This window comes from Sphingomonas sp. (assembly GCF_048595155.1).
In the GTDB taxonomy this organism is placed as follows: Bacteria; Pseudomonadota; Alphaproteobacteria; order Sphingomonadales; family Sphingomonadaceae; genus Sphingomonas_I.
In genome coordinates this window covers 48808-71740 of sequence record NZ_JBMDXN010000058.1, presented here as the reverse complement: position 1 = coordinate 71740, position 22933 = coordinate 48808, and the positions used below count along the sequence as shown (strand labels likewise).

The 22933-nt window shown below is 65.0% G+C and carries 24 protein-coding genes; 15 read left to right on the top strand and 9 right to left on the bottom strand.

Annotation, left to right across the window (positions count from 1 at the left end; translation table 11 throughout):
• The first annotated feature begins 8 nt into the window (after positions 1-8).
• Positions 9-713 carry a glutamine amidotransferase gene (locus ACOJSI_RS09765; RefSeq protein WP_420138084.1) on the top strand — a complete coding sequence of 235 codons (705 nt, stop codon included), beginning with the start codon at positions 9-11 and terminating at the stop codon, positions 711-713.
• A 54-nt stretch (positions 714-767) separates the two neighbouring features.
• Here ACOJSI_RS09765 and ACOJSI_RS09760 read toward each other — a convergent pair whose 3' ends face one another.
• On the bottom strand, positions 768-1055 hold the full coding sequence (locus ACOJSI_RS09760) for a hypothetical protein (RefSeq protein WP_420138083.1): 288 nt from the start codon (positions 1053-1055) through the stop codon (positions 768-770).
• 148 nt (positions 1056-1203) lie between these two features.
• On the opposite strand from ACOJSI_RS09760, the gene ACOJSI_RS09755 reads away from it, so the two are divergent.
• Positions 1204-2094 carry an iron-containing redox enzyme family protein gene (locus tag ACOJSI_RS09755; RefSeq protein ID WP_420138082.1) on the top strand — a complete coding sequence of 297 codons (891 nt, stop codon included), beginning with the start codon at positions 1204-1206 and terminating at the stop codon, positions 2092-2094.
• 171 nt (positions 2095-2265) lie between these two features.
• Complete coding sequence (locus ACOJSI_RS09750; RefSeq protein ID WP_420138081.1) at positions 2266-3039, top strand: transglutaminase-like domain-containing protein; 774 nt, start codon at positions 2266-2268, stop codon at positions 3037-3039.
• Here the strand turns inward: ACOJSI_RS09750 and ACOJSI_RS09745 are convergent, their stop codons facing one another.
• A complete protein-coding gene (locus tag ACOJSI_RS09745; RefSeq protein ID WP_420138080.1) occupies positions 3040-4332 on the bottom strand; it encodes a spinster family MFS transporter in 1293 nt (430 codons plus the stop codon).
• A gap of 494 nt (positions 4333-4826) precedes the next feature.
• Here ACOJSI_RS09745 and ACOJSI_RS09740 point away from each other — a divergent pair, with 494 nt between their 5' ends.
• Complete coding sequence (locus ACOJSI_RS09740) at positions 4827-5639, top strand: ferredoxin--NADP reductase (RefSeq protein ID WP_420138079.1); 813 nt, start codon at positions 4827-4829, stop codon at positions 5637-5639.
• Positions 5640-5655: 16 nt separating this feature from the next.
• Here the strand turns inward: ACOJSI_RS09740 and nudC are convergent, their stop codons facing one another.
• Together nudC and mutY are read right to left on the bottom strand one after the other, a co-directional pair.
• A complete protein-coding gene (gene nudC, locus ACOJSI_RS09735; protein WP_420138078.1) occupies positions 5656-6543 on the bottom strand; it encodes an NAD(+) diphosphatase in 888 nt (295 codons plus the stop codon).
• Positions 6540-7577, bottom strand: a complete 1038-nt coding sequence (mutY, locus tag ACOJSI_RS09730) for an A/G-specific adenine glycosylase (protein ID WP_420138077.1) — start codon at positions 7575-7577, stop codon at positions 6540-6542. The genes nudC and mutY overlap by 4 nt, the downstream gene beginning before the upstream one ends.
• 26 nt (positions 7578-7603) lie before the next feature.
• On the opposite strand from mutY, the gene ACOJSI_RS09725 reads away from it, so the two are divergent.
• The 7 genes from ACOJSI_RS09725 to leuB all read left to right on the top strand — a co-directional run bounded on the left by ACOJSI_RS09725 (position 7604) and on the right by leuB (position 14560).
• Positions 7604-8149 (top strand): DUF721 domain-containing protein, encoded by a 546-nt coding sequence (locus tag ACOJSI_RS09725; RefSeq protein WP_420138076.1) that lies wholly within the window; start codon positions 7604-7606, stop codon positions 8147-8149.
• Positions 8149-8844, top strand: coding sequence for a thioredoxin domain-containing protein (locus ACOJSI_RS09720; RefSeq protein ID WP_420138115.1), 696 nt, complete (start codon positions 8149-8151; stop codon positions 8842-8844). The genes ACOJSI_RS09725 and ACOJSI_RS09720 overlap by 1 nt, the downstream gene beginning before the upstream one ends.
• Complete coding sequence (locus tag ACOJSI_RS09715; protein ID WP_420138075.1) at positions 8844-9584, top strand: thioredoxin domain-containing protein; 741 nt, start codon at positions 8844-8846, stop codon at positions 9582-9584. Before ACOJSI_RS09720 ends, ACOJSI_RS09715 begins: the two co-directional genes overlap by 1 nt.
• Positions 9585-9614: 30 nt before the next feature.
• Positions 9615-13016, top strand: a complete 3402-nt coding sequence (locus ACOJSI_RS09710; RefSeq protein ID WP_420138074.1) for a chromosome segregation SMC family protein — start codon at positions 9615-9617, stop codon at positions 13014-13016.
• A gap of 2 nt (positions 13017-13018) precedes the next feature.
• Entirely contained in the window at positions 13019-13252 is a 234-nt protein-coding gene (locus ACOJSI_RS09705) for a hypothetical protein (protein ID WP_420138073.1), read from the top strand.
• A gap of 2 nt (positions 13253-13254) precedes the next feature.
• On the top strand, positions 13255-13410 hold the full coding sequence (locus tag ACOJSI_RS09700; RefSeq protein WP_420138072.1) for a hypothetical protein: 156 nt from the start codon (positions 13255-13257) through the stop codon (positions 13408-13410).
• Positions 13411-13507: 97 nt separating this feature from the next.
• Positions 13508-14560 (top strand): 3-isopropylmalate dehydrogenase, encoded by a 1053-nt coding sequence (gene leuB / locus ACOJSI_RS09695; RefSeq protein ID WP_420138071.1) that lies wholly within the window; start codon positions 13508-13510, stop codon positions 14558-14560.
• Between the two features lie 160 nt (positions 14561-14720).
• Here the strand turns inward: leuB and ACOJSI_RS09690 are convergent, their stop codons facing one another.
• A complete protein-coding gene (locus ACOJSI_RS09690) occupies positions 14721-15269 on the bottom strand; it encodes a glutathione peroxidase (protein ID WP_420138070.1) in 549 nt (182 codons plus the stop codon).
• A gap of 74 nt (positions 15270-15343) precedes the next feature.
• Here ACOJSI_RS09690 and metZ point away from each other — a divergent pair, with 74 nt between their 5' ends.
• The 3 genes from metZ to ACOJSI_RS09675 are packed head-to-tail and all read left to right on the top strand — an operon-like array spanning position 15344 to position 17747.
• The gene (gene metZ, locus ACOJSI_RS09685) at positions 15344-16549 is read left to right on the top strand and encodes an O-succinylhomoserine sulfhydrylase (protein WP_420138069.1); all 1206 of its coding nucleotides are present in this window, start codon (positions 15344-15346) and stop codon (positions 16547-16549) included.
• Positions 16546-16959: a Co2+/Mg2+ efflux protein ApaG gene (apaG, locus tag ACOJSI_RS09680; protein ID WP_420138068.1), complete on the top strand. Its 414-nt coding sequence runs from the start codon at positions 16546-16548 to the stop codon at positions 16957-16959. The genes metZ and apaG overlap by 4 nt, the downstream gene beginning before the upstream one ends.
• Positions 16956-17747: a LysR family transcriptional regulator gene (locus ACOJSI_RS09675; RefSeq protein ID WP_420138067.1), complete on the top strand. Its 792-nt coding sequence runs from the start codon at positions 16956-16958 to the stop codon at positions 17745-17747. The genes apaG and ACOJSI_RS09675 overlap by 4 nt, the downstream gene beginning before the upstream one ends.
• Here the strand turns inward: ACOJSI_RS09675 and ACOJSI_RS09670 are convergent.
• From ACOJSI_RS09670 to ACOJSI_RS09655, 4 genes are all read right to left on the bottom strand, one after another.
• Positions 17710-18528: an aldolase/citrate lyase family protein gene (locus tag ACOJSI_RS09670; RefSeq protein WP_420138066.1), complete on the bottom strand. Its 819-nt coding sequence runs from the start codon at positions 18526-18528 to the stop codon at positions 17710-17712. The two genes, ACOJSI_RS09675 and ACOJSI_RS09670, sit on opposite strands and share 38 nt — an antisense overlap.
• A complete protein-coding gene (locus ACOJSI_RS09665) occupies positions 18525-19739 on the bottom strand; it encodes a glycosyltransferase family 2 protein (RefSeq protein ID WP_420138065.1) in 1215 nt (404 codons plus the stop codon). Before ACOJSI_RS09665 ends, ACOJSI_RS09670 begins: the two co-directional genes overlap by 4 nt.
• Before the next feature lie 125 nt (positions 19740-19864).
• Positions 19865-21847 carry a DNA topoisomerase IV subunit B gene (parE, locus tag ACOJSI_RS09660; protein WP_420138064.1) on the bottom strand — a complete coding sequence of 661 codons (1983 nt, stop codon included), beginning with the start codon at positions 21845-21847 and terminating at the stop codon, positions 19865-19867.
• Positions 21848-21918: 71 nt separating this feature from the next.
• Positions 21919-22323 carry a DUF4174 domain-containing protein gene (locus ACOJSI_RS09655; RefSeq protein WP_420138063.1) on the bottom strand — a complete coding sequence of 135 codons (405 nt, stop codon included), beginning with the start codon at positions 22321-22323 and terminating at the stop codon, positions 21919-21921.
• Positions 22324-22500: 177 nt separating this feature from the next.
• Here ACOJSI_RS09655 and ACOJSI_RS09650 point away from each other — a divergent pair, with 177 nt between their 5' ends.
• Positions 22501-22917, top strand: a complete 417-nt coding sequence (locus ACOJSI_RS09650) for a hypothetical protein (RefSeq protein WP_420138062.1) — start codon at positions 22501-22503, stop codon at positions 22915-22917.
• The last annotated feature ends 16 nt before the right edge of the window (positions 22918-22933 follow it).

Sequence of the window (22933 nt, the reverse complement as noted above, 5' to 3'; positions counted from 1 at the left end):
AATGCCGCATGAAAGAAGCGCTGATCGTCCGTCACACGCCGTTCGAGGGAGCTGCCGGCTTCCGGTTGCCGATCGAGCAGGCCGGCTATCATTTCGCCCGCATCAACGTCAGCGATCCGCAATTCGCGACGCTCGATTGGCTCGGCCCGGATCTGGTTGTGGTGATGGGCGGCCCGATGGGCGTCTATGAACGCGATCTATATCCCTGGATCGATGGCGAAATCACGGGGCTCGCCCTGCGCATCGCGGCTGGCCGGCCGACGCTGGGCGTCTGCCTTGGCAGCCAATTGATCGCAGCGGCGCTCGGAAGCCGCGTCTATCCTGGCCCGATCAAGGAAGTCGGCTTCGCGACGATCGCGCTGTCGGATGCAGGCGTGCGGTCGCCCTTGCGTCATCTTGCCGGTGTGCCGGTGCTCCACTGGCATGGAGATACATTCGAATTGCCGCGGGGGGCGGAACTGCTCGCTACGACCCACGCATTCGATCAGGCCTATCGCATCGGCGATGCGCTGCTCGCGCTGCAATTCCACCCCGAAATGGGGGAGGATCCGCGGTTCGCCGAATGGCTGAATGACGAACCCTATATCGCGGCAGCGGGAACGGATCCGGCAACGCTGCGCGCCGACCATGATCGGCTCGGGCCCGCTGCGGTGCAGGCGGGGCGCCTGATGCTGGCCGAGTGGCTGGCCCAGCTTCCGGACGTTTACGACTGACACGAAAAAGGCCCCGGGATCGCTCCCGAGGCCCGCTTCGCAAGCGCCAGGCGCTTACTTGTAGTGGCGGTAGCCGCGCTTATCGATGTAGTACTTACGACCGCGGCTATCGCGATAATAATGGCGGTTCTTCTTGAGCGCGGTGTAGGCCGCGCCGCCCGCTGCGCCGATCAGGGCGCCGTTGCCGGTCGAAACGCCCGGCAGGATCGCGCCAGCCAGTGCGCCGCCGCCGGCGCCGATGGCCGTGCCCTTCAGCATCTGCCCTGCGCTCTGCGCAGCAACCGGGGAGGTGAGGCCGACCGACAGGGCGACCGCACCGGCGATGAGAGTTAAACGCTTCATTGCGATGTCCTTCCGTAAAATGAAACAGCCCCAACATGAACGGTACAGATTGGCGCAAGTTCCTTCATTTCGGGTTCAGCTACTATTGGAACATCCCGCCGTCAGGCCGCGTTACCCTTGCCGGATATCATTGGAATGGCGGAACATTATGGCTTCGCAGCCTAATCTAGATTACAAGCGCGCGTCGCAATTTTTTACCGACAGCTTTCAGCGCGGGCTGGCCCACTGGAATCGTGAGAGGATGAAGCCGGGCTTTCCTGAAGCCGACTGGCAGAAGACCTTGGAGCGTGATCTGCGCATGACGCGGCTGGAAGGCGGCTTCATCGAGGAATTGCGCGCGGAGGTCGCGGATGAAGCGGCCGCGGTGCCGACCGACGCCGCCGGCTTCGTCGCCTGGTTCGAAAATCTTAAGGAGGTCGGCCCAGGGCAGGGCGATCCGCTTTTCCCGTGGCTGGCCGAGCACGCCACGCGGGACCAGTTGCGCTGGTTCTTCGAGCAGGAAGCCGCGGGCGAGGCTGGGTTCGACGATCTGGTGGCACTGACCCAGGTCAAGCTGCCCGTCCAGGCCAAGCTTGAGCTGGCGCGAAATTACTGGGACGAAATGGGCCGCGGTCAGGCCGCCGGCATGCACGGCCCGATGCTCGATGGTCTGGTCGAGACGCTGGACGTGAATCCGGTGATCGAGAATACGGTCTGGGAAAGCCTGGCGCTTGCCAACGCAATGACCGCGATGGCGACCAGCCGGCGCTATGCCTGGCACTCGGTCGGCGCGCTCGGTGTGATCGAACTGACCGCTCCCGGGCGCTCGGCCATGGTTGCACAGGGCCTCAAGCGGATCGGCTTGTCGAACCGCGAACGCCGCTATTTCGATCTGCATGCCGTATTGGATGTGAAGCATAGCGAAGATTGGAACCGCGAGGCGCTGATCCCTCTGGTCAGCGAGGATCCAGCCCGCGCGGTGGCGATCGCAGAAGGCGCGCTGATGCGTCTGCGCTGCGGCCTCGCCTGCTTCGAGCGCTATCGCGCCATTCTGTGGTAACATCTCGCCTTTAGGGGATCGACGTGCCGGCGAACTGCCGGCGCAGCGCGATGCCCCTTGGCTGCTCTCGTCCGGGCTGCCCGATCGAGCGCCATGGCGGTTCTGCAAAGGCCGCGTTGGCGCTCGTTTCGGTTGACCTGCTGGTTAGCGCGCCGATCGGAGGAGCCTGCCGTGAAGATCCAAATCCATTGCCGGCTGGACTATAGCTTCTTCCATCCGACAGACGTGCTGCTGCAGCTGGAAGCAGCGATCATCCCCGAACAATATGTCAACGCGCACATCGCGCTCACCCCTTGTGAACATTTCGCCCGTGTCGCCGGTCATGACGGGATCGGCGACCGGATCTGGTTGCGCGTCGATGGTCAACTCGTGGTCGACTACCGGGCGACGGTTTCGATCGATCGCGTGCTGGCGGATGTTCGGCAGCTCCCCGTCGTCCCGCCGCATCAGCTTCCGGGCGAGACGGTACAATATCTGCTGCCGTCGCGTTACTGCCCATCCGATCAGTTCCAGAATTTCGTGGATGCGGAATTCGGCACGCTGCGGGGTGGCGAGCGGGTCGCGGCGATGCGTGACTGGGTGGAGGAACGCTTTTGCTACGTGCCCGGCTCGAGCCTGTCCGATACGACCGCGCTCGACACGTTCGTCAAGCGGCAGGGTGTCTGCCGGGATTACGCGCATGTGATGGTGACGCTGGTCCGCGCTTCCGGCATCCCTGCCCGTGTCGCCAGCGTCTACGCCTTGGGGGTCGAACCGCAGGATTTTCACGCGGTTGCGGAAGTCTTCCTGGGCGGTGCATGGCATTTGATCGATGCGACCGGGATGGCGACCGAGGGCGGTATGGCCAAGATCGGAGTAGGGCGCGACGCCGCCGATGTCGCTTTCCTGACAGCCTATGGCATCGCGCAGATGAATGAGCAGTCGGTTTCGGTCCAGCCTGCCTGATCAGGCGAGCGCAGCGCGCAATCTCGCCTGGTGCACCGATCGACCCGCCAGCAGAAAATGCACGGCGGCCCATAGATATAACAGCACGTCCAGCCGCAGCGCCTTTACCAGGCCGGTCGCAGACGCAGCTTGGCACGCCGCGCTATGGCAGGCTGCCGAATAGCCCGGTAGGGCGACGGCGGCGAAGTGGTCGCTCATAGCGCCGACCACGAGCGGCCCAAGGCCGAGTCCCACGGCATTCACCAGCATCAGCAGCAAGGCGATTGCGGTCGCCCGGGCGGTTGGCGACACGCTGTTGACGGTCAGTCCATATGTCGGGCCGAAATAGAGATGCGCTCCAGCGAGCGGGGCTGTCGCGGTCAGTGCCAGCAGATGCGGATTATCGGCGCTGAGCGCAACCGGAAAGAGCAGGCCCGCGATCAACGCGCCCGACGCGGCGACACGCCCGGCACCACCGTCGCGCTTCTGACCATCCGCCAGCCATCCGCCGCTGCCGATGCCGATGCCGATCGCGATGCCCGCCACGATCCCGAACCCCGTCGCAGCGTCGCGCAACGGCAGGCCATAAGCGCGCTGCAGCAGCGGCACCGCGAAGCTCGTCACGCCATAGCCGGCGAAGGAACAGAGCGATGCGCCGATGGCCATATGGGCAAAGCCGGGCGCGGCCCAAAGCTCTCCCGCGACCTCGCGCAGCGAAGGGTGCGTCTTTGGGACGGCACCGGTCCGTGGCTCCTGCAGCACGAGGGCGATGACAATGGCGAGCAGGATGCCCGGTAATCCGAGCAGGATGAAGGCCATGCGCCAGCCGAGCGATTGGGCAAGCCACCCCCCGGCAATCGCGCCGATCAACATGCCGGCCGGTATTCCCAGCGAGAATAGCGACATGGCGGTGGCCCGGCGATCGGCCGGTACAAGGTCGGCGATCAGCGACTGCGCGGTCGGGGCATAGCCTGCCTCGCCCAAGCCGACGCCGATCCGGGCCAACACAAGTTGCGGCACGGTGCGGGCGACGCCGCACAGCGCGGTCATGGCCGACCACACGCCCAGCGAGACGGCGATCACGCCGACGCGACTGCGGCGTTCGGCAATGCGCGCAACCGGCAGCCCCATCGTGGTGTAGAACAAGGCGAACGCCACGCCGCTCAAAAGACCAAGCGACTTGTCCGAAAGGCCGAGCTCCAGCTTCATGGGCTGGCCAAGGATCGCGATCAGCTGGCGGTCAACAAAGTTGAGAACGTAGACAAGCGTCAGAATGGCCAGCGGCCAACCGATTTTGCGCGCGGGGATTTCCACGGATCCTCTAGACGCCCGCCGAGAGGAAGGGGCCGCCAACGTCCGAGTCACCACGAACAGCAGGCCGCGTCACCGACGGCTTGTCCTGGTAATTCGCTGCAGGTGCGGGTGATGGAAGCGAAGATAAGAAAACCACTGACAAGGTTGAGCTCGAAGGCTTGGGATGGATTATAGAAGACGCTACCCATCCAAGTGAACAGCGGACCGACTTGTTAGCCCCCCATTTAACACGCGTCGCCCCGTTCCGCGACAGGGCCTGGCTCGAAGTTGGTTGCGGAGAGCGCATCATCATGTCGACTGGGAACCGTTCTTCAGCGGGAGGGCGGCGGACGAGACTTGCCTGGCGGTCGTCGTTGGTCGTGGCCACGCCTCGCCGACGCCATGGCTTTGGCCACGGCAAGCTATTCTAGCTGGCAAGTGCGAGGCCAAGGTTGCACAGGCACCGGGCGCTGCCTAAGTCGCGCCTATTCCCTTCCTGAGATGAGGCTGCCCTAGTGACCGTTGCCGTTTCTGCCCCGCTTGAGCCTTCGGCCAGCCTGTCGGTCGAGAAGGTGCTGAGCGTAAAGCATTGGAACGAGCATCTGTTCAGCTTCACGATCACGCGCCCGGCGAGCTTCCGCTTCCGTTCGGGCGAGTTCGTGATGATCGGGCTGCAGGGCGACAATGGCAAGCCGCTGCTGCGCGCTTATTCGGTCGCGTCCCCGGCTTATGCGGAGGAACTGGAGTTTTTGTCGATCAAGGTGGCGGATGGGCCGCTGACGTCCAAGCTGCAGCAAATCCAGGTGGGAGACGACATCTACCTGGGGCGCAAGCCTACGGGGACGTTGGTGACCGACGCGCTGAAACCGGGCCGCAGGTTGTTCCTGCTCGGCACCGGTACCGGCCTGGCGCCGTGGATGTCCATCATCCGCGATCCCGACGTCTATGATCTGTTCAACCAGATTGTGGTGGTGCACTCCGTGCGGCGCCTGAGCGATCTTGCCTATCGCGACGTACTGGAAAGCAAGCTGGCCGAGGATCCGCTGGTGGATGAAGCCGCCGCCAACCAATTGTCTTATGTTCCAACCGTCACGCGGGAGGATTTCCACACCCGCGATCGTATCGACGTGCTGATCAAGGACGGGCGACTGTTCAAGGATGGTGCCGCCAATCCGCCCCGCTTCGATCCCGAACATGATCGGGTGATGCTGTGCGGCAGCATGGCGATGATCAAGGAAACCGCCGAATTGCTGGAAAGCCTGGGCTTTACCGAGGGTTCCAACGCGCATCCCGGCGACTATGTGATTGAGCGCGCCTTCGTCGGATGATCGATCGGGGATGGCGTCAGCCGGGCGACTGCTCGGCGAGCCACGCCTGGAACAGCGTATTGGCGATCGCATAGCGAGGGGGAGCGCGGAAGGGCGCATCCGGTGCCTCCGCTAGGGCGGCGGCTACATCTGCCCGGGTTGCCCAGCGCGCGTCTTCCAGTTCCGCCATATCGAGCGTGATGACGTCGTCGGCGACGGTGGCGATACAGGCCACCATCAGCTGGGACGGAAACGGCCAGGGTTGGCTGGCGATATAGCGAACGGTGGTTGCCACCACGCCTGCCTCTTCGTGCAGCTCACGGGCGACCGCTTCCTCGATCGATTCGCCCACCTCGATAAACCCGGCAAGCGCCGAATAGCGCCCCTCCGGAAAGGTGGCCTGGCGGCCGATCAATACGCGCTTCTCCACCCCGTCGTCATATTCTGCCAGCATGATCGCAACCGGATCGGTGCGGGGATAATGTTCGGTGCCGCATTGCTCGCAGTGGCGCGCCCAGCCGGCATGATGCGGTCTGCTCATGGCGCCGCAATTGGCGCAAAAGCGATGTCGCGCATGCCAGTCGAGCACCGATCGGGCGGCGGCGTAGGTGCCTGCTTCCCCCGCCGAGAGCCCATCGAGCAGCTGCATCAGCTCGGGTGTGCGCCGCGCCGCCACCGCGTTCGGATCGATCTGGGCGAAGCGGGGGATGCCGTCGATCATTCCGAGCAACAGCAGTTCGTGCGCGGGCAAGGGCGTCAGCGGGCGCCAGGCAAGCGCGCAATCAGCCACCTCCGGCACATAATCCGGCATGTCGAGCAGCAGCGCGCGGGGATCCGCGACGAGCGCGGCCAAGGCATTCGGATCCTGCCTTGCCGGCTCGATCCGATCAAGCCGTGATCCGGTAAAGCCGACATATAGGCTCATAGAGGCTCCACCATGGCAATCTGCGCGGCACGCGCGAACAGGGTTGGCAATCCGGCTTCGTCGAGCGTGGCCCGCGGCCACCATTCGCCGCCGTTCAGGCGCGACGGAACCTCGGCAGCCAGCACGCGATAGTCCAGCGCGAAATGCGTGAAAACGTGACGGCCTTGGCCGACCTTACGCCAGGACAGCGCGGCGGGTGCGCCGGCTTCGCCCGGATCCTCTTCCGTCCACGGGCCGGTGGGCAAGGCGCGCATGCCGCCCAACAGTCCCGATGCGGGTCGGCGCACGAGCAGCACCGCGCCCTCACATTCGACCCAGAACAGGGTTGCCTTGCGCAGCGGTTTGGCGCGCTTCGGCACTTTGCGCGGATAGCTCTCCTGCGTGCCTGCCATACGCGCGGCGCAGCCCTGCATGAGCGGGCAGAGCGCACAGGTTGGGCTGCGCGGCGTGCAAATGGTTGCGCCAAGGTCCATCATCGCCTGCGCGAAATCGCCGGCGCGCGCGGTGGGCGTGATCTGGTCGGTCAGCTGCGCGATCGCTGGGCGGGCTGCGGGCAGGGGCTGGTCCACCGCGAACAGGCGCGTCACCACGCGTTCGACATTGGCGTCGACCACGACCGCGCGCCGGCCAAAAGCGATCGCGGCGACCGCAGCGGCGGTATAGCCGCCAATGCCGGGAAGCGCCAGCAATTCCGCCTCCGTGTCCGGAAATCGCCCGCCCGATGCGGATACGGCGCGTGCGCACGCAATGAGGTTGCGCGCCCGGGCATAATAGCCGAGCCCCGCCCAGGCGCTCATCACGTCGGCATCGTCCGCCGCGGCCAAGGCGTCGACCGTCGGCCATAATCGCGTGAACTTTTCGAAATAGCTCTTCACGGCAGCGACGGTAGTCTGCTGCAGCATCACCTCCGACAGCCACACGCGATAGGGATCGGGTGCTGCACCGCCTTCCGCGCGCCAAGGCAAACGGCGCGCGTGACGATCATACCAGGTGAGGAGGGCCGCGGCCGTGTCCGAACCGCTATCGACGAGCATGGCGACGCTATGGCATGGGCAATCGGATGACGGAACGGAAGAGTCGAGGGGGCAAGCCGCCCGAGGAGCCGCGGCGGCGTGGCCAGCGTGCGGTGGCCGATCTGCTGCCGGACGTCGGCGCAGCGGCCTTCAAGCGGTTCGGCTTCGTGCAATCCTCGGTCGTCAGCCGCTGGGCCGAGATCGTGGGCACCCGTTATGCGGAAGTCTCCGCCCCCGAGTCGATCCGCTTTCCGGCGGGCAAGAAATCGGATGGCACGCTGACGCTCACCGTATCCAGCGCTCATGCGCCGATGATGCAGCATATCGCGCCGGCAATTATGGAGCGGGTCAACCTGTTCTTCGGCTATGTCGCCGTGGCGCGCATCGTTATTCGCCAGGGCACGATGGCGATGCCCAAGAAACGCGTACCGCCGCCTTCGTTGCGGCCGGTTCCGGCGGAGCTGGGCGACTCGCTGCGCAACATTACCGATCCGGAACTGCACGCCTGCCTGTCTGCGCTCGCCGGGGCGGTGGCGGCCTCCAACGGGCCGCCGACAGTCGGTGTGCGCCTTGTCAAAGGAAGCAATGATTGATGGTTCGTCCGGCGATGATCGCATTGGCCATGGCGCTGGTGCCGGTGCAGCTGGCGGCAGCGCCGGTGCGAGATTGGTCGACCGTCACGACACGCCTGGCGTCCGGCGCCTTCGTCCAGGGCAACCCGGCCGCGCGTGTGAAGCTGGTGGAATTCCTGTCGCTCACCTGCCCACATTGTGCGCGCTTCGAAGCGGAGGCGATCAAGCCGCTTACCGCTAAATATATCCGTACCGGGCTCGTCAGCTACGAGGTTCGGCACGCCGTGCGGGATTCGTTCGATCTGGCCGGATCGATCTTGGCGCGCTGCGACGGCCCCCAAACCTTTTTCACCACGCTGCCCAAGGTCTTCGCGCAGCAGGATAGCTGGTTCGCCCGCGCTCAAGCCTGGTCGCAGGTCGAACAGGCGGGTGGTTTGTCGCCCGATCAGGTGATCCAGAAAAGCGCCGCTGGTGCCGGCTTCGATCGCGTGTTCGGCATTCCCGCCGCCCGCATGAATGCCTGCCTCGGCAACAAGGCCGAACAGCAGGTCGTGACAGCGATGGCGGATGCCGCCTGGAACTCCGCCGGCTTCCCTGGCACGCCGGCCTTTCAGATTAACGGCCGGTTCCTGCCCACCGTTCATGACTGGGCCGGCCTGGACGGTGCGCTGGCCGCCGCTCTCAAGACACCCACTGCACGAAAGACCAAAAGCTGATGAAACATTCGGTTGCTCTCGCCGCACTGATCGCGCTCACCCTCGCCGGCTGTTCCAAGAAGGCAGGCGATGGCGCCGGTGGCGTGACGGCACCGGCTACGCCGATCGCTGCGGTGCCGCCGCCGGCTGGCAAGCAGTGGACCGACGTGGTCGCGCAGACGCCGGAAGGCGGCTATCGCATGGGTAATCCCAACGCGCCGGTGAAGCTGATCGAATATGCCTCCTTCACCTGCCCGCATTGCCAGCTGTTCGCTAAGACCGGCATCGATCCGCTCAAGAAGAAATATATCAGCACCGGGAAGGTCAGCTGGGAATTCCGCTCGGTCATGATCCACGGCCAGGATGCGCCGATCACCCTGCTGATGAACTGCCGCGGCGCCGCACCCTTCTTCACGCTCACCGAGCAGCTTTATGCCAATCAGGAAGCGATCGTGCAGAAGTTCATCGACGCACCAAAGGCCGAATTGGAACGGATCGCATCGCTGCCGCCGGTCGACAATTTCAAGGCCCAGGCGGAGCTTGGCGGCTTGTACAGCTTCTTCGGCGCGCGCGGCCTGCCGCGCGCCCAGGCGGAGGCCTGCCTTGCCAATCAGAAGGCGGTCGATCAGCTCACCGCCTGGCAAACCAAATATCAGGAAGATGGCGTCAGCAGCACGCCGACATTCTTCATCAACGGCGAACAGCAGACCGCTGCGGAATGGGAGCAGCTGGAGCCGCTGCTGGCCCAGGCCGTCGGCTGATCGGCTGAGGGTCCGGAAAGCCGGGGGGCGATGCGGATCAGGAAACTTCGGCTGACGGGCTTCAAAAGCTTCGTCGAGCCGGCCGAACTGCTGATAGAGCCGGGGCTGACGGGGGTCGTCGGCCCGAATGGCTGCGGCAAGTCGAACCTGCTGGAAGCCATTCGCTGGGTGATGGGCGAAGGCAGCGCCAAATCCCTGCGCGGCGGCGGCATGGAAGATGTGATCTTCGCCGGCACCGCCAGCCGCGCCTCGCGCGATTTTGCCGAAGTCTCGCTGCTCACAGATGTGAATGGCGAAGAACATGAGGTCGTGCGCCGGATCGAGCGAGGCGCCGGTTCGGCCTATCGCATCAACGGCCGGGACGTCCGCCAACGCGACGTCGCCCTTCTCTTCGCCGATGCCGCCACCGGCGCGCATTCACCCGCACTCGTCAGCCAGGGCCGCATCGCCGCAGTGATTGCGGCCAAGCCGGTCGAGCGGCGCCAGATGCTGGAAGAGGCCGCCGGCATCTCCGGATTGCACGTCCGCCGCCGTGAAGCCGAACTGAAGCTGCGCGCAACCGAAGCCAATCTGCAGCGGCTCGACGAGGTGCTCGGCGAGATGGAGACGCGCATGGGCGCGCTGCGGCGCCAGGCCAAGGCGGCGGAGCGCTACCGGACCTTGTCGGCAGACATTCGTGTCGCCGAAGCGCGGACGCTGTTCGCCCGCTGGCGCGAAGCGGCCACCGCTGCAGAGGCGGCCCAGGCGGAAGCGGTCGCTGCGGAGAAGGCGGTGACGGCTGCGGCCGAGGCGCAACGCGCCGCTGCAGCGCATGCGACCAAGGCGACGGTCATGCTTGGGGAAGCGCGCAGCGCCGCCGAGGCTGCGCGCGAAGCTGCGGCGGCCGTGCGCCACCGGCTGGAGGGCGTACGTGCGGAGAAGATCGCGATTGAACGCCGCCTGCTCGAACTGCAGCGGCAAGCGGATACCTTGGTTCAGGACCGCGCGCGCGAGGATACGCTTGCAATCGATGCTGCGGCTGCGCTGGAGCGTTTGAACGCGGAAGAGCAGGGGCTCAGCCGATCGCTGGCCGCCGGCGAGGCGCAGCGCACCACGCTCGACACCGGTGTGGTGGAGGCGGAGCGCGCCGCGCGCGATGCGGATGTCGCGTCCGCCCAGGCGATGGCACGCGCCGCGGCTGAGCAGGCCGATGTCCGCATCGCTGACACGGCGCTCGCCGCCGCGCGTCAGCGTCGTGCGCGTGCCGATGGCGAGGTCGCCCGGCTGGATCGGGAATTGGCTGCCCTGGGGCAAGCGGCACCGCTTGCGCAGGCGCTGGATGCCGCGCGCGCTGCCTCCGCCGAGGCCGAGGGCCGCCTGACGGGCCTGAGCGAGGATTTGTCGGCCGCGGAGGCCAAACGCGATAAGGCCGCCGCAGCACGCGATGTTGCCGAAAGCGAAAGCGCCGCCGCGCGCGCGCGGCTGGCTGGCCTGGAAAGCGAGGAGCGCGCGCTCGCGACCGCGCTTGCCCAGGTAAAGGGCGATCGCGCCCTTACCAAAGTTCGCGTTGCACCCGGCTACGAACGCGCGCTGGCAGCCGCGCTCGGGGAGGATCTCGATGCGCCGCTCGGTAGCGCCGGTGCGCGCGGTTGGGCCGGTGCCGCCCCATCGGTGAGCGATCCGCCGCTTGCGGCCGGACTGACCCCGCTCGCTCCACATGTTTCTGGCGGGGAGGAACTCGCGCGCCGCCTCGCACAGATCGGCGTGGTCGATCAGGATGATGGGCAGGCACTTGCCGTTGGCCAGCGGCTCGTCACGCGCGATGGTCAGATGCGGCGTTGGGACGGTTATTATGCGCGTGATGTCGGTGCGGCCGCAGCCGAACGGCTGATCCGCGCCAACCGCCATGCCGAACTGGTCGCGCAGCTGCCCGCGGCGCGATTGGCGGTCGATGCCGCCAAGGTCGCGCTGGATGAGGCCGGCCGTGCCCAGCAGGAGGCGCGCGCCGCGATCGACACGACACGCGCTGCGATCGCCGCGGCCGAGCATGCCGTGCGCAATGCGCGCCGCGCCGAGGATGCTGCCCAGTCGGCGATCGAGCGGCGGAATGCGGCAGCAGCCGCGCTGGAGCAGCGGCGGGGCAGTGCGGATCAGGAACAGCAGGAGGCGCTGGCCGCGGAGCAAAGCGCGGCCGCGACGCGCGCGGCCTTGCCGGATGGCAGCGAGACCCGACGCGAGGTGGAGCAGCTGGCCGCAGTCGCCGACGCCGCCCGCGCCCGGCTGGCGGAAGCGCGCGGCAAAGCGCTCGCGCTCGCGCAGTCGATCGAACATGACAGCCGACGGCTTCAAGCCGCGCGGGCCGAAGCCAAGGGCTGGAAATCGCGGGCCGGCGATGCCGCGCGCCGGATCGCCGAAATGGCCAAGCGCGAAGAGGCGGTTGCGCACGAACGGGCCAGCCTGTCCGACCGGCCGGGTGAGCTTGACTTAGCGCTGGCCGCCCTCGTGCAGGAAGCTGAGACGGCCGATGCGCAGGCACGAGCAGCCCGTGCGGCCGAGAGCGAAGGCGAAGCGGAACTGCGCCGCATCGAACAGGTCGTTGCGGCTGTCGGCGAAACCCTTGCCGCGGCTCGCGAAACGCGCGCCGGCGCCCAGGCACGCGCCGAACATCAGGAAGGCCGCCGCGCCGAACTATCCAAACTCTCCGGCGAGCGCTTCTCCTGTCCCGCGGCAACGCTTGCCGAGCGGATCGGCTTCGACAGCGCCGGTCTTGCCCCCGCCGCCGACGAAAGCGCCCGCCACGACCGCCTCGTGGCGGATCGCGAGCGGCTGGGCCCAGTCAATCTCGTCGCCGAAAGCGAGCTGGCGGAGATTGAAGGGGCCCGCGAAACCAATGTCGCCGAACGGGACGAGCTCTATCAGGCGGTCAACCGTCTACGCGGCTCGATCGGCAGCCTCAATCGTGAGGGGCGCCAACGCCTGCTCGCCGCATTCGAGGCGGTCGACATGCATTTCCGCCGCCTGTTTGGGACCCTGTTCGTCGGCGGCGAAGCCCATCTGGCGCTGATCGACAGTGACGATCCGCTGGAGGCGGGCCTGGAAATCATGGCGCAGCCCCCCGGCAAGAAACTGGGCAGCCTGACCTTGTTGTCCGGCGGCGAACAGGCATTGACCGCGGTCGCGCTCATCTTCGGCCTGTTCTTGACCAACCCGGCGCCGATCTGCGTGCTCGACGAAGTCGATGCGCCGCTGGACGATGCCAATATCGAGCGCTTCTGCGATCTTCTGGTGGAGATGACACGCGAGACCGAAACGCGCTATCTTGTCGTCACGCATAATGCGGTGACGATGAGCCGCATGCACCGTCTTTTCGGCGTGACGATGATCGAACGCGGCGTCAGCCGCCTCGTCTCGGTCGATCTGGGCGGGGCGGAGACGTTGCTGGCGGCGGAGTAGAGATGGCCAAGAGATATCGTGTGATCCATCAGCGCAAGAATATGCTGGAAGCGATCGTGTCTGGCCGGGGCTATCGCGATTGGTATGTCGCGCAGGCCAGCCGCTGGATCGGTTGGCGCACGATCAAGATCTGCCCGACCGCGGAGGAGGCGGAAGAAGCCTGCCGCGATCATGCCGGCGGGACGCTCCTGGAGGACGGTGCCAAGATCGTCTCCGAATTCGTCCGGCCGGACTGACGATGGTCGGCGGCGTCCTGGCGATCAGCGACTTCATGCTCATGCTGGCCGTATCGGCGTTGTGGGTCGGGGGCGCGATGGTCGGGGCGGGGCTGCTCGGGATCGGCACGATCGGCGGGCTGGCTCTCGCCGCGCGGCGCTGGTGGCGCTTGCGATAGGCAGGTTTTTCGAGCCGAGGAATGCCGGCAGTCCGCCTAGCCGCGGTCGAAAGCCGCCGCTAAGAGCGCCTCGAATTCAAGCGAGGGACAATCGAACATGCTGATCGCGCTGTTGCCCGGAGACGGTATCGGTCCCGAGGTCATCGCCGAAGCCCGCCGCGTGCTGACGGCCGTATGCGGTAACAAGATCAGTTTCGAGGAGGCGCCGGTCGGCGGCGCCGGCTACAAGGCCGCAGGCCATCCGTTGCCGCAGGAAACGCTGGATCTCGCCAAGCGCGCGCGCGCCGTGCTGTTCGGCGCGGTCGGCGATCCGGCCTGTGACGGGCTGGAGCGCCGTTTGCGCCCCGAACAGGCCATTCTGGGACTACGTAAAGAGCTTGGCCTTTGGGCCAATCTGCGCCCGGCGACGATGTTCCCCGAACTGGCCGATGCATCGACGCTGCGGCCGGAAGTTGCCAAGGGCATCGATCTGGTGATCGTGCGCGAACTGACGGGTGACGTCTATTTCGGCACACCGCGCGGCCGCCGCACGACTGAGACGGGTCGCCGCGAAGGGTTCGACACGATGCGCTACGACGAGGATGAAGTCCGCCGCATCGCGATCACCGGATTTGAAATGGCCAAGCGGCGTCGCAAGCGGCTTTGCTCGGTCGACAAGGCCAATGTGCTCGAAACCTCGCAATTGTGGCGCGATGTCGTGATCGAGGTTTCGGCCGATTATCCCGACGTCCAGCTGGAACATATGTATGTCGACAATGCCGCGATGCAGCTTGTGCGGGCGCCCGCTCATTTCGATGTGATCATCACCGGCAATCTCTTCGGGGATATCCTGTCCGACCAGGCGAGCATGTGCGTCGGTTCGATCGGATTGCTGCCGTCGGCGTCGCTGCGCGACTGGCGTGGAGCACTGGGGCTGTACGAACCGATCCATGGCTCCGCGCCCGATATTGCCGGGCAGGGCAAGGCAAACCCGCTGGGAACCATTCTATCCGGCGCGATGATGCTGCGGCATTCGCTGGACCTGGACGACGAAGCCGCGAAAATCGAGGCAGCGGTTGCCAAGGCCCTCGCCAGCGGCGCCCGCACCGCTGATCTCGGCGGCACCACCAGCACCCGCGACATGGGCGAAGCAGTCCTCGCCGCCCTGTAAACCGCCGCCGGGTAACGCCTTCTCTCCTCCCCGGAACGGGGAAGGGGGACCGCTCGCAGAACGGTGGAGGGGATTTCCTGAAGCGCTGGCTTACCCCTCCACCACCGGCTTCGCCGGTGGTCCCCCTCCCCGAGAAATATCGGGGAGGGGATGCACTTCCCTACTCGCTCGCGAACAACTCGCGCTCGACCGCCGTCACGATCGCATCGCTCTCCGGCAACGTGTCCGGCGCGAAGCGGGCGACGATGGTGCCGTCGCGGCCGATCAGGAATTTCTCGAACTTCCACAGGATTTCCGGCTCGGGATTCGGCGTCATGCCATGATCCTGAAGGCGGCTCCGCATCCCTTCCGCGCCGGGCGCCGACGGAATGGCGGTGGTCAGTTCGCGATAGAGCGGATGCTTTTCCGGCCCGGTGACCGTGATCTTGGAGAACATCGGGAAGGCGACGCCGAAATTGGTCGTGCAGAAGCTCGCTATCTCTTCGTTGCTGCCCGGCTCCTGGCCAGCAAAATCATTGGCCGGGAAGCCGAGGACCACAAAGCCGTCCTCCTTATATTTTTCATAAAGCCGCTCCAGCCCCTCATATTGCGGCGTCAGTCCGCATTTCGACGCGACGTTCACCACCAGCAGAACCTGTCCCGCATAATCGGCAAGGCTGCTCTGCTCACCCTTGATCGTCTCGAGCGGAATGTCGCGAATATCGGTCATGGCTGGTCTCCGAAGGGGTGCGCGGTTTCGGCCCACCTTGCGCGGCCGTCAAGCGGCGGGCAAAGGCATGCGCCATGAAGCGCAAGACCGGCCAGGATCGTTCCATCACGAACAATTGGCGCCCTGCCACCCAGGCGGTGCGGGGCGGCACCGCGCGATCCGAATATGGCGAGACGAGCGAGGCCTTGTTCCTCACGTCCGGCTATAGCTACGACAAGGCCGCCGATGCCGCCGCCCGGTTCGCCGGCGAGCAGCAGGGCATGACCTATTCGCGGCTGCAGAACCCGACGGTGGAGATGCTGGAAAGCCGCATCGCCCTGATGGAGGGCGCGGAAGCCTGCCGGGCGATGGCGAGCGGGATGGCAGCGATGACGGCAGCCTTGCTGTGCCAGCTGGAACAGGGCGATCATATTGTCGCCGGCCGCGCCGCCTTCGGGTCTTGTCGCTGGCTGACCGACACGTTGCTGCCGAAATTCGGGATCGCCTCCACCATCATCGATGGACGCGACACCGATGCGTGGCAGGATGCGATCCGGCCAAACACCAAATTGTTCTTCTTCGAAACGCCGGCAAATCCGACGCTGGATATCGTCGATCTGGAAGCGGTGTGCGGCATCGCCCGCAAGGCGGGCATCCTATCCATCGTCGATAATGCTTTTGCCACGCCTATGCTGCAGCGCCCCTTGGACTATGGCGCGGACGTGGTGGCCTATTCGGCCACGAAGATGATGGACGGGCAGGGGCGGGTGCTCGCCGGTGCGGTCTGCGGGCGCGAGGATTTCATTGAAAAGACCTTGCTGGGCTTCACCCGCAACACCGGGCCGACATTGTCGCCATTCAATGCTTGGGTCGTGCTCAAGGGGCTGGAGACGCTGGATCTGCGCATCCGCCGCCAAAGCGAAAATGCGCTGAAGGTTGCGACCTTCCTCGATCAGCGCGTGGCGACCCTTTATCCTGGCCTTCCAAGCCACCCCCAGCATAAGCTGGCGATGCGACAGATGGAGGCGGCCGGCACCATCATCGCCCTGAATGTCGATGGCGGTCGTGCCCAGGCGCATGGCTTGCTGGATGCGCTGGAGCTCATCGACATCTCCAACAACATCGGTGATTCGCGCTCGCTTATGACCCATCCGTCCTCGACCACCCATTCGGGGCTCAGCGAAGAGGTGCGCAGCGCTATGGGCGTAACCGAAGGCATGTTGCGGCTGAACGTCGGGCTGGAAGACCCACGGGACGTGATCGACGATCTGGATCGTGCGCTGACGGCGGTGGGACTATGACCGCTTCGACGCTGGCCATACTGTTTCCCTATAGCGCGCAAACGCGCGACGTAACGGTGCGCGTGTCGGTCAGCTTCCTGCCCGAACAGTCGGATCCCGCCAGCCGGAACTGGTTCTGGGCTTATCATATCCGCCTCGAAAATGGCGGGCAGCATGATGTGCAATTGCTCACCCGCCGCTGGGTGATCATCGATGGGCGCGGCACGCGCCATCTCGTCGAAGGGGAAGGCGTGGTCGGCGAACAGCCGATCATCGCGCCCGGCCAATCCTATGATTATGTCTCCGGCTGCCCGCTCGACACGCCGACCGGGTCGATGGAGGGCAGCTATCAGATGGTCGACGCGGATGGTGCCCTGTTCGACGTCGCCATCCCCCGCTTCTCGCTGGTCGGACCGGAGGTGACGGAATGAAGCGCACGCATCTTCCGTTGAATGGCCTGCGCGTGCTGGATGCGGCCGCGCGCTATCTCTCCTTCACCCGGGCCGCCGATGAACTGGCCGTCACGCCAGCCGCAGTGGGCCAGCAGATCCGTACGCTGGAGGATGTGCTGGGTGTCGTCCTCTTCCGCCGGGCCGCGAAGGGCCTGGAGCTGACGCCCGAGGGCGAGGCGGGGCTGGAGCCGCTGCGCGCCGGCTTCCTCGAGTTCGAGGAAGCGGTGCGTGCGATGCAGGCGGGCCAGTCGTCCAAGTCGCTGACGATCGCCGCGCCGCGCGACTTCACCGCGAAATGGCTGGCAGCGCGCCTTGCCGACTATGGCCGCACCGATGCGGAACTCGGCTTTGCGATGGTCGCCGCCGAGGATAATCTGGATTTCACCCAGGCCAACCTCGATCTCGCCGTCTGCTTTGCCGAGGATAAAGGCGAACATGAAGGCGTGGCCTTGGGCGGCAAGAACTACGTGACGGTCGGCGTGAGTAATGCCCCGGATCGGGCGATCGGTTGGCCCGGCTGTCCGCAGCAAGACGGCGAGCCTGTGATCACCGTTGCCGATGCCGGCCTGGCGATCGACGCCGCCGCGGCGGGCCTTGGCCGGGCAATTGTCCCGGCGCTGCTCGCAGAAGCGGATATCGCCGCGGGGCGCGTTCAGGCGCTGGCGCAGAAGGACGGAACGAAAGCCTATTGGCTGATCGCACCGGTCCCGCAGTGGCGCCAGAAGAAGGTTAAGGCGCTGGTTGCGGCGCTAACCGAACCCGCCTGAGCTCTCGCTCCGCATCATCCGGAGATTTCGTCAGCGCGGCGCAATGATATGCGTCTCTGATGGCATCCGCCGTTGCGCGGACATCGGCCGGATCCGGATCCTCGCCAAATTCGCTTTTGAAGCTGCGGCCCAGCAACGCCCGGGTCGATCCCAATCGCCGATGCTCGTCAATCACGAAAACCGGATCAATGGGAAGGCCGCGCATCCGCGGATCGGTTACGCCACCCACCCCGAAGGATGTTCCGTGCGCGGCGGCCATCTGTGCTATCCTGTCCAGAACCGGGTGGCCCCACAGTTGCTGCAGCGAGCTTAGCTGCATATCCAAAGCCAGGTCGTTCAGGCCGACGTGGAACTCGGCAACAACGCCCTGTGCCAGCAGTTCCGGCAGCGTCTGCACCGCCCCCCAGGTTTCTACCAGCGGCGTGAATATGGCACGCCCGGCGATGAGGTCGGCAAAGCGGAGCGCTGTCGTGGCATCGTGAAAATAGGGCAGCATCAACCCGTCCGCGCCCAGCGCGAGCGCCTGTTCTATCTGATCCCGGCTTCCAGCATGCAGTGGATCCAGCCGTACGAACAGGGTTCCTGCAGGAGCCGTCTTCCGTAAGGCGGCTACGTCGCTCCATTTCTGCTCCGAAAGGAACAAGTGTCGGCCACGTTGCCGGTCCGCCTTTCCCAACCGCTCCAGATCCACCAGGATGCGGTCGATTCCCGCCGCCGGCGCCATCCGTGCTAGTGGCGCATCACCTGAAATGAGCCACAGCAACAGCGAGGGCGCCGTCATCCAGGAATATCCCAGCGGAACGGGATGGATGGATCATCGGCGGGCAGGCGGACCTCATCCGTTCGGACGTGATCGAACGCGGCATCGTTGAGGTGCAGCAATGTCAGCGGCGCCTCGCCTATTGCCTGGAAGCCATGCCAGCAGCCTGGCGGGATGGTGATGAGTGTCGGGCGTTCGCTCTCGAGCAGGATCTCTACCGGCGTGTCGGGCTGCGGGGAACGAACATCCCACACCACCAACCGTCCGTTGCCGCTAACGGCGGTGATCTGGTCCGTCTGCCGTCTATGCTTATACCAGGCCTTGATCACTTGCGGCGGCGTGGTCGTGATATAGGCCTGTGCTGCAGCGACACCGAAGGGGTTGTCATCGCGCCAGACCTCGCGCAAGCTGCCCTTATCGTTCGCCACCTGTCGCAGCTGCGCGACACTCACCCCGGGACGTGGCTCGTGTAGCAGTCCCGACGCTATCATATCCGCCCGCAAGACTGGCGCGGCCGCCGCTAGCAATCTTTGGTGCTCGGCGCGCAGGTCCGCTTCGCCCTTGCGATATTGGACACCCAATTGCGCCTGGATATCGCCTTTGCGCATGCGCGCGCCGAGCTCTCGGTAGCGTCGAACGACATAGTCGGCGCTGAGATATTTGTAGTGCAGGAGATCGAACAAAGGCCGGGCCGGTCTGACGATCCGTCCGAGCGGCTGGGCGCGGTGCCGCCCGGGGCCGTAATTGATCTCCGTCACCGCATCGGGATCGAAGATGGCGATCTTGCTTTCGGCGCGGCTTGGCACGCCGCACCCTATGCTTTTCACGATCGGCGCCGCCTCAGGCAGCCCTTCCCCGATCATCTCCCAACCGCGCGTCGGCAAGATGGTCAGGCCGTCTCGTTTTGCCTTCTGGAGCGCAGCCAGGGGCTGAGGGTGATAGACCAGCTCGTCGATATTGACGACGATCACATAGGCGGCTGCGCTTCGCGATGCCTTCCACCGATGGCAGTAGAAAATGCGCGCCTGCTCGACGAAGGAGTCGCCCGTGCTGTCGAAGCGATGCAATTCGACATCCGGCTGATCTGAAAGATATTCGAAGGATCCGTCATCGGAGCCGTCATCATATAGGAAGAATTTCGTTACGAACGGGCGGTAATGGTCGAGGAAGAAAGGCAATAACGGCCGTTCATTCCAGACCAGTGCATAAAGATGCACGTCGAATGTTGTCATGATGCCCCCAAGGCCGCTGCGTCTGCAGCGCCCCCGCTGCTTGCACCTTTGCTAACGTGTTTCGATGAGCGGTTACAAGCAGATAGGTGAGGTTCCAGCCCGGCGTCGACCTTCTAACGATCTATTTACGCGTCGATGGCGTCTTCTTCGATCGCGGCGGCATTGGCCTGGATGAAGGCGAAACGATGTTCCGGATTCTTCCCCATCAGCCGATCGACCAGGTCGCGCGTGCCGGCCCGTTCCTCATATTCCTGGGGCAGGGTGATCCGGATCAGCGTGCGTGTTTTCTTGTCCATGGTCGTTTCGCGCAGTTGCTGGGGGTTCATTTCGCCCAATCCTTTGAAGCGCGATACTTCGACCTTCTTGCCCTTGAACTCCTTGGCCTCGATGGCCGCACGCTCTGCCTCGTCCATCGCGTAGAGGCTCTTGCCGCCGGCGGTCAGGCGGAAGAGCGGCGGCTGCGCCAGGAAGACGCGGCCGTCGCGCACGATCGGTCCCATCTCTTGGAAGAAGAAGGTCATCAGCAGGGTGGCGATATGGGCGCCGTCGACGTCTGCATCCGTCATGATGACGATCCGCTCGTAGCGCAACGCGGCGGGATCGCATTTGTCCCGTACGCCGCAGCCGAGCGCGAGGGTCAGATCGGCAATTTCCTGATTGGCGCGGATCTTGTCGGCGGTTGCGCTGGCAACGTTCAGGATCTTGCCGCGGATCGGCAGGATCGCCTGGGTCTTGCGATCGCGCGCCTGCTTCGCCGAACCGCCGGCGCTGTCGCCTTCGACGATGAACAATTCGGTCCCTTCGGGCTCGTCATTGGCGCAATCCGTCAGCTTGCCCGGCAGGCGTAATTTGCGAGCGGAGGTCGCGGTCTTGCGCTTGACGTCGCGCTCGGCCCGCCGCTTGAGCCGTTCGTCCATGCGATCGAGGCAAAAGCCCAGCAGCGCTCGGCCGCGCTCCATATTGTCCGAAAGGAAGTGATCGAGATGGTCGCGCACGGCGTTCTCGACCAGCTTCGCCGCTTCCGGTGAGGTCAACCGATCCTTGGTCTGCGACTGGAATTGCGGGTCGCGGATGAAAACGGACAGCATCAGCTCGACGTCCGTAACGACGTCCTCTGGCGCCAGGTCCTTGGCCTTCTTATTGCCGACGAGTTCGGCAAAACCGCGCAACCCCTTGATCAGCGCCGCCCGCAGGCCTTGCTCATGCGTGCCACCATCCGGCGTCGGGATGGTGTTGCAATAATAGGAATAGGAGCCTTCCGAATAGATTGGCCATGCCACCGCCCATTCGACCGAGCCTTGACCGTTGGGGAAATCCTGCCGGCCGATAAACGGCTCCGCGGTGGCGCATTCGCGGCTTCCCAACTGCTCGCGCAGATGATCGGCAAGGCCGCCCGGAAACTGGAAGCTCGCCTCCGGCGGCGTGTCGTCGCCGATCAGCTCTGCATCGCAGCGCCAGCGTATTTCAACGCCGGCATAGAGATAGGCCTTGGAGCGGGCCAGTCGGTACAGGCGTGTCGGTTTGAACCGCATGCCCTCTCCGAAAATCTCCGGATCGGGCGTGAACGAGACGCTGGTGCCGCGGCGGTTGGGCGCGGCCCCGATCGTCTCCAGCTTGGAGGTCGGCAGGCCGCGCGCGAACGTCTGCCGGTACAGGGTGCGATCGCGGGCCACCTCGATCACCGTGTCGGTCGATAGTGCGTTGACCACGGAGATGCCGACGCCATGCAGACCGCCCGATGTCGAATAGGCCTTGTCGCTGAACTTGCCGCCCGAATGGAGCATCGTCAGGATGACTTCGAGCGCCGACTTGCCCGGATATTTGGGATGTTCGTCGACCGGCATGCCGCGGCCGTTGTCGGTGATGGTCAGGCGGTTGCCCGGTGCGAGCGTGACATCGATCCGCGTCGCGTGGCCCGCCACCGCCTCGTCCATCGCATTGTCCAGCACCTCGGCGGCAAGGTGATGGAGCGCCCGCTCATCGACGCCGCCGATATACATGCCGGGGCGGCGGCGGACGGGTTCGAGACCCTCTAGCACCTCGATCGCGGAGGCATCGTAATTTTGCGAGGCGGATTGTCCGGTGGAAGCGAAGAGGTCATCGGCCATAAGTGCACCGACCCTAGAGCTTCTCAGCCCGCCTGTCAGCTATCCGCTTCGCAGCCGAGAGTGCAGCACCCTCAGTTTGGGGCGTCGAGCCTACGGATGATGGCGCTGCCGGCGACCGGAGCGACGGCCGATGCCACCATCTTCCCGTTCTTGTTGATCAGGATCACGCGAAACGTATCCGGTGGCACCTGGAAGCGGCGGTGCAAGGCGCGGGACGTGTCGTGGGACCCGATGACGCGGGTGGGATCGATCTGGACGAACAAAAGGTCGTGGCGCGCGGCCTGCACCGCAAGCTGCGCGAAGATTGCGTGTTGCCGGATAAGCCGGGGATCCGACAGCGAAGGCGCAAACACGAGCAGCGCGCTATTGTGGCTCTGCATTCCGGCGACGGAGCGAAGATCGTCTGTAGTTGCGCCGGCGGCGGCTGGAATGGCCAGCAACACCAAAGCGAGAAGCGCATCGCGCACTATTTTCATCGCCACCGAACGCCTTGCGACGGCTAATGATCCCAGGCCCTCATCAGCATTGTTCAGCGTCGCGTCGATGCTAATCTGCACTTGCTAGTTTATGCGGGATTGGAACGGATAGGGAGCACCGACCGTATCTTTGCGGGCGGGACGCAAATCTTACCAAGTTTTGGAGGAGCAGGCACGATGCTGTTTCTGGCGGCCTTGGCGGCGGTGACGCCTGTGGATCGTTGCGTCCAACTGCCCGACGAAGGGCCCACCGTCTGCCCGCTGCAGCTCCCGCGCATCACCAATATTGTCGTGGAGCAGAACGGGATTGAAGCGTGGAAGGAGACTAATCCGCCGGTGGCCTGCGATACTTTCGTCCTGAACGGGCGGCAGGTCCGCCGATACTTCCAGCGCGCCTGGCTAACCGATCGCGGGTCCGTTCATTACACGCTTCCGGAATCCCCCTGTCAGGTGAGAGGGCGCGTCACCTTCTCGGACGGCAAGCAGGTCAAATTCCAGATCGATCAATATACGGTCGGCAAGCTGTTCTTCAGTGATGAGGAGCCCATGTTCCTCTATTGCGGACAATGTCTGTTCAAGCCGTTCGGATTGTAGGCCGCCCCATGACTGG

Bases quoted from the DNA above. Each gene is read 5' to 3' on its own strand.
- ACOJSI_RS09765 (WP_420138084.1), top strand. From the start codon at position 9: ATGAAAGAAGCGCTGATCGTCCGTCACACGCCGTTCGAGGGAGCTGCC.
- ACOJSI_RS09760 (WP_420138083.1), bottom strand. From the start codon at position 1,055: ATGAAGCGTTTAACTCTCATCGCCGGTGCGGTCGCCCTGTCGGTCGGC.
- ACOJSI_RS09755 (WP_420138082.1), top strand. From the start codon at position 1,204: ATGGCTTCGCAGCCTAATCTAGATTACAAGCGCGCGTCGCAATTTTTT.
- nudC (WP_420138078.1), bottom strand. From the start codon at position 6,543: ATGAGCCTATATGTCGGCTTTACCGGATCACGGCTTGATCGGATCGAG.
- mutY (WP_420138077.1), bottom strand. From the start codon at position 7,577: ATGCTCGTCGATAGCGGTTCGGACACGGCCGCGGCCCTCCTCACCTGG.
- ACOJSI_RS09725 (WP_420138076.1), top strand. From the start codon at position 7,604: ATGACGGAACGGAAGAGTCGAGGGGGCAAGCCGCCCGAGGAGCCGCGG.
- ACOJSI_RS09720 (WP_420138115.1), top strand. From the start codon at position 8,149: ATGGTTCGTCCGGCGATGATCGCATTGGCCATGGCGCTGGTGCCGGTG.
- ACOJSI_RS09715 (WP_420138075.1), top strand. From the start codon at position 8,844: ATGAAACATTCGGTTGCTCTCGCCGCACTGATCGCGCTCACCCTCGCC.
- ACOJSI_RS09710 (WP_420138074.1), top strand. From the start codon at position 9,615: ATGCGGATCAGGAAACTTCGGCTGACGGGCTTCAAAAGCTTCGTCGAG.
- ACOJSI_RS09705 (WP_420138073.1), top strand. From the start codon at position 13,019: ATGGCCAAGAGATATCGTGTGATCCATCAGCGCAAGAATATGCTGGAA.
- ACOJSI_RS09700 (WP_420138072.1), top strand. From the start codon at position 13,255: ATGGTCGGCGGCGTCCTGGCGATCAGCGACTTCATGCTCATGCTGGCC.
- leuB (WP_420138071.1), top strand. From the start codon at position 13,508: ATGCTGATCGCGCTGTTGCCCGGAGACGGTATCGGTCCCGAGGTCATC.
- ACOJSI_RS09690 (WP_420138070.1), bottom strand. From the start codon at position 15,269: ATGACCGATATTCGCGACATTCCGCTCGAGACGATCAAGGGTGAGCAG.
- metZ (WP_420138069.1), top strand. From the start codon at position 15,344: ATGAAGCGCAAGACCGGCCAGGATCGTTCCATCACGAACAATTGGCGC.
- apaG (WP_420138068.1), top strand. From the start codon at position 16,546: ATGACCGCTTCGACGCTGGCCATACTGTTTCCCTATAGCGCGCAAACG.
- ACOJSI_RS09675 (WP_420138067.1), top strand. From the start codon at position 16,956: ATGAAGCGCACGCATCTTCCGTTGAATGGCCTGCGCGTGCTGGATGCG.
- ACOJSI_RS09670 (WP_420138066.1), bottom strand. From the start codon at position 18,528: ATGACGGCGCCCTCGCTGTTGCTGTGGCTCATTTCAGGTGATGCGCCA.
- ACOJSI_RS09665 (WP_420138065.1), bottom strand. From the start codon at position 19,739: ATGACAACATTCGACGTGCATCTTTATGCACTGGTCTGGAATGAACGG.
- parE (WP_420138064.1), bottom strand. From the start codon at position 21,847: ATGGCCGATGACCTCTTCGCTTCCACCGGACAATCCGCCTCGCAAAAT.
- ACOJSI_RS09655 (WP_420138063.1), bottom strand. From the start codon at position 22,323: ATGAAAATAGTGCGCGATGCGCTTCTCGCTTTGGTGTTGCTGGCCATT.
- ACOJSI_RS09650 (WP_420138062.1), top strand. From the start codon at position 22,501: ATGCTGTTTCTGGCGGCCTTGGCGGCGGTGACGCCTGTGGATCGTTGC.